Genomic DNA, 3,815 nt, shown 5'->3' on the forward strand with positions numbered 1-3,815 from the left:
ACCGCGTCTTGACGCCGCCGGTCAGGAACTTGTTGGCGAACTCCCGGCCGTTATCCAGCACGCCGTGGCTGGGAATGCCGAACCGCTCGATCATGTCGCCGAGCGCGAGGCTCACGCCCACTTTGTTGGGCGTCCGGTCCAGCCGCCAGCTGAGGATGCGACCGGAATAAATATCCTGAAACGCCACCAGCTGCGGGCGTACGATCTGGCCCCCACCGCTGTTCGAGCCAGGATCGACCGGCCAGCGAACGAAGACGTCGAACCGATGATAGTCGGCATTTACCGCTTCCATCGCATGGAGCGAGACACGGTCCCGGGTCTGGGCGGGATACAGTGCCTTGAGCGCATCCACGCCCTTACGACACAGGGTTTGCGTCAGCTCCGGGACCTCTGCGGAGAGCCTGTTGCGCATGGTCCGTTCCTTGCCGGTCTGCCACCCTTGATCGCGGGCAACCTGCACGGCGCGTCGGTAGCAGCTGGCGAAAGAGGGCGCTTCCGGGCGAAGGTAGTCGCTCTTGAGGAACTCCCAGAACGCATCGTCAACTTCGGCGCGCTGCACCCTGCGCATTGCGGCCTGATAGCGTGGCGCAAGATATGGCAACCGGTCATCAATCCTGACGCCCGCGATGTCGGCCATGTAGTTCCAGATCGTCTTTCCGCTGACGCCTTCGATCTGAGCCACTTCCCGCACGGCCAGATCGCGACCAAGACCGCCGGCGACCAGGGCCTCGACCCGCTGGATCATGGCCAGTCTCTGCCGCGCCTTTGCCTGGTGCTTCTCGGGCAGGCCCTCGAACCATTCCCATGCCTCGCCCCGCGGCATCTGTTGCGGAGCACCATCCTGCTTGACGGTCGCCAGCAAGGCCTGCTGCGCGCGCATCGGCAAAAGGGTCCAATGGTACTCCCAACCGCCGCCCTTTCCTTTCCGGCGGCGCGCCTTGCCTGTCACCGCGCGCCAGTTGAATCGCGCAGCCATCGCGTTGATCCTACGCCCAGTCTGCGGAAGATCGGGCAGAGCCGCCTCTGCCAATTGGTCAGGCGTCCACCATACGCGATCGGGGCTGCGCAGTTCAGGCATTGTCGGCCTCCAGCATTGCGCGCAGCTCATCGCTGATTCGATCCAGGAAACGCGCCCGGGCAGACCTGCGAGCACGGCCCCAAGCCTTCAGCAGCGCTTGGAACTCGGCATCGACCGGATCGACCGGCGCAGGTGCGTCACCGGTTGCGGCGGCGTAGAGCTTGCGGGCTTTCGATGCTGTCTTCGCCTTGCCCGCAGCCAACGCGCGGACCACCTCACGCCGCTCGGCATCCTCGGAGACCTTCGCGATCTCGTACAGATCGTTCATCTTGAGCTGGCGCGACACGACTTGCAGCGCAGCGACATCGTCGCTCTTTAATCCTTCACCGGCAGCAACGATGCGTTGCGCCTGGCGCGCTGTAATCCCGACGACTTCACCGATGTACTGAGCAAACGACATTTCTGTCTGTTGCTGTCCATGCCGAGCCATTGCGCCGGCCACGCCGCGCTTAGTTTCCGGGTACATCTTCTCATAGAACCGCTTGCGCTCGGCCAAGCTGACAGCCATGTCGAGCGGAGTCAGGAAGCCCCCCGAGAGGTTGGCATCGGCCTCCATAAACCGCGCCTGATCTTCTGTACATTTCCAGATATCCGCTTCCAGATCATCCAGACCTAGCGGATCGCAAGACGCCAAACGATGGCGCCCATCAATCAGGAAATACCCTTTGCTGGTCTTGCGAACGTGGATCGCATCGCGAATGCCATGGCCATCGCTGGCAGACTGCACGATCAGCGCCACCTTCTTCGGATCGACATCCCTCAACCGGTCCGGGATCTCGATTTCGCTGACAGCCAGCCGCATGGTGCTGATTTTCTGGGGAGCCGGCATCGCTCACGCCCTCCCGTAGGTCAGATCGAGCAGCTCCGGCACATCGTACAGAGCGCCTTGGATATCGAGCGCATCGAGTTCGGTTATTGCGGCCACGACGTGCTGGCTATAATCGGCCGCCGCTTGCTCGCGGACATCGGCAGCCTCATAGATGTCGGCCATCGCCGGCCAACAGAGCCGCGCCTTACGCAGCTGCTCTTGCAAGTGGTTCCAGCGCTCTACCGGCGAGCGCGGGGTCAGATCGAAATGAGTCACTGCAAAACTCCGGCAAAGAGAAATCCAAGAGTGGCGGTCGCAACGAAGCAAACACCGCCAACAATGCTGCCCGTCCAGGTGTCGTCGGACCGGGCAAACCAGTCGCTGGCTTTTGCCAGGGCTACGCGCATACGTGCACGCAGCCCTGGCTCAGGATCGAGCGTTTCGGCGTGAGTGGCGGCGGCCCGATCCAGCAACTCTTCCCGCAAAAAGACAGGCAGCCTCCCATCGGGCGGACCTGCGCAAAAGTTTCCCTCTGCAAAGGCCTCGCGATCGGCGGCAATGGCCGCTTCGAGGCGAACGTCGCGGCAATGCTCGGCTGTCATCCCGAGGAACATGTCGAGCTGGTGGAAGTCCTCTGGGTCTGCAACCCGTTCAACCATCCACCACGCCACAGCCAGGATCTGGGTGTTGGTCAAACCCTCGGTGGCAGTCTCGACCACGGCCTGAAGGTCAGCGCGACTTGTCATCACGATGCCTTTCTCGCTTTCACCCTCAGAGCCGGGCGTTCGATGCCCTGAGGCCACTCAAGATCGGCAGGCCAGTTGTCCGAGAACCACTGCAGCGCTTCAGTATAGGTCTTCAGCGTGCAGCCCAGATTTGCGCGGGCGCGCTGAAACAGCCGCGCGTGGCTTCCAGTGACTTTGTTGGAAACGGTGGCCTCGCTGCGATTCACAGCGGATCGGTAGGTATCGACAAGCGTAACGAGGTTCGAAATTTGCATCAGCCCTGCTCATGGTTTTTTCCATCGTTAACACAATGGTTATTTCCACTGCATGCTTGACGCAAGAGGAAACTTGCCTGAACCTGCGTTTCAGTGCATTCCTCCACCATGAAGGCGGACAAAGTGATTGACCTGATAGAAGCGCGTCGGGCGGAACTCGGATTGTCGATGGCTGATGTCGCCGAAATGGCGTTGGGCTCTCGAAAGCGAACGCCTATTCAAGATATGAAGACCGGCAGCTCACCCAGCATCAAGACGATGGAAGCGCTCTGTAACGCGCTTGGTCTTGAGTTTTATGTTGGTCCACCAAGGCTTGCCGCAGAAGACCAGGTCGGCGCCGTACAGCCGTTTCTGAGGATCTCGATCGAAGGCAGCACAGAGGCGCTAGAGCGTGGGTATGCGGCTATTCCCTATCACAAATCCGAAGTCCAGAATATGGAGCTGCCGCCGGTCGCCCTCGGGCGCGCTTGGCTGGAGAGCAAAGGCCTCGACGCCAAATCGCTCACCGCGGTTATGGCCGTCGATGACCGCATGAACCCCGTCATCTCGAAAAATTCGATAGTACTACTGGAACGTGAAGTACCGAAGGATTTCGATACGCCCGTTCTATGCGCGCTCAGAGAGAGTAGCAGGCTACTTATCGGCTATTTGTCCAAATCTGGCAGCAGCTTCGTAATGACCTTCGAAGAAAGAGCTACTCCGCCGGTTGTGCTTCCATATAGTAACCATGTTCACATGCAGGTCATTGGTCCGGTGCGGGCAGTTCTGTCTGTCCGGTAGCATCACGCCCCAGTTCGCGGAACATACATGGAAGGCGCACGTCTCGGCTACAAGAAGATCCGCACTGCGTTCACGAACCGCGTTCAGTCGATAGACACCGAAAAAGTCATTTCGATCGAAGTCGTCCGCGCGTCGTAGGCTTAGATTTG

General features: G+C 60.2%; 6 protein-coding genes. 1 reads left to right on the top strand and 5 read right to left on the bottom strand.

Features of this window, described 5'->3' with window-relative positions; translation table 11 throughout:
• The 5 genes from VOI29_RS23265 to VOI29_RS23285 all read right to left on the bottom strand — a co-directional run.
• Positions 1-1,078 (bottom strand): DNA-binding domain-containing protein (locus VOI29_RS23265; RefSeq protein WP_323784120.1); only part of this gene is annotated, 1,078 nt, incomplete at its 3' end.
• Positions 1,071-1,907 carry a ParB N-terminal domain-containing protein gene (locus VOI29_RS23270; protein ID WP_323763298.1) on the bottom strand — a complete coding sequence of 279 codons (837 nt, stop codon included), beginning with the start codon at positions 1,905-1,907 and terminating at the stop codon, positions 1,071-1,073. The genes VOI29_RS23270 and VOI29_RS23265, both read right to left, overlap by 8 nt.
• Before the next feature lie 3 nt (positions 1,908-1,910).
• Complete coding sequence (locus VOI29_RS23275; protein WP_323763297.1) at positions 1,911-2,162, bottom strand: hypothetical protein; 252 nt, start codon at positions 2,160-2,162, stop codon at positions 1,911-1,913.
• Positions 2,159-2,581, bottom strand: coding sequence for a hypothetical protein (locus VOI29_RS23280; RefSeq protein ID WP_323784122.1), 423 nt, complete (start codon positions 2,579-2,581; stop codon positions 2,159-2,161). Before VOI29_RS23280 ends, VOI29_RS23275 begins: the two co-directional genes overlap by 4 nt.
• A gap of 50 nt (positions 2,582-2,631) precedes the next feature.
• The gene (locus tag VOI29_RS23285) at positions 2,632-2,886 is read right to left on the bottom strand and encodes a hypothetical protein (RefSeq protein WP_323763295.1); all 255 of its coding nucleotides are present in this window, start codon (positions 2,884-2,886) and stop codon (positions 2,632-2,634) included.
• A 108-nt stretch (positions 2,887-2,994) separates the two neighbouring features.
• On the opposite strand from VOI29_RS23285, the gene VOI29_RS23290 reads away from it, so the two are divergent.
• On the top strand, positions 2,995-3,666 hold the full coding sequence (locus VOI29_RS23290) for a helix-turn-helix transcriptional regulator (protein ID WP_323763294.1): 672 nt from the start codon (positions 2,995-2,997) through the stop codon (positions 3,664-3,666).
• The last annotated feature ends 149 nt before the right edge of the window (positions 3,667-3,815 follow it).

The sequence above is a fragment of the Leisingera sp. genome, from assembly GCF_034669605.1.
Taxonomy (GTDB): domain Bacteria; phylum Pseudomonadota; class Alphaproteobacteria; order Rhodobacterales; family Rhodobacteraceae; genus Leisingera.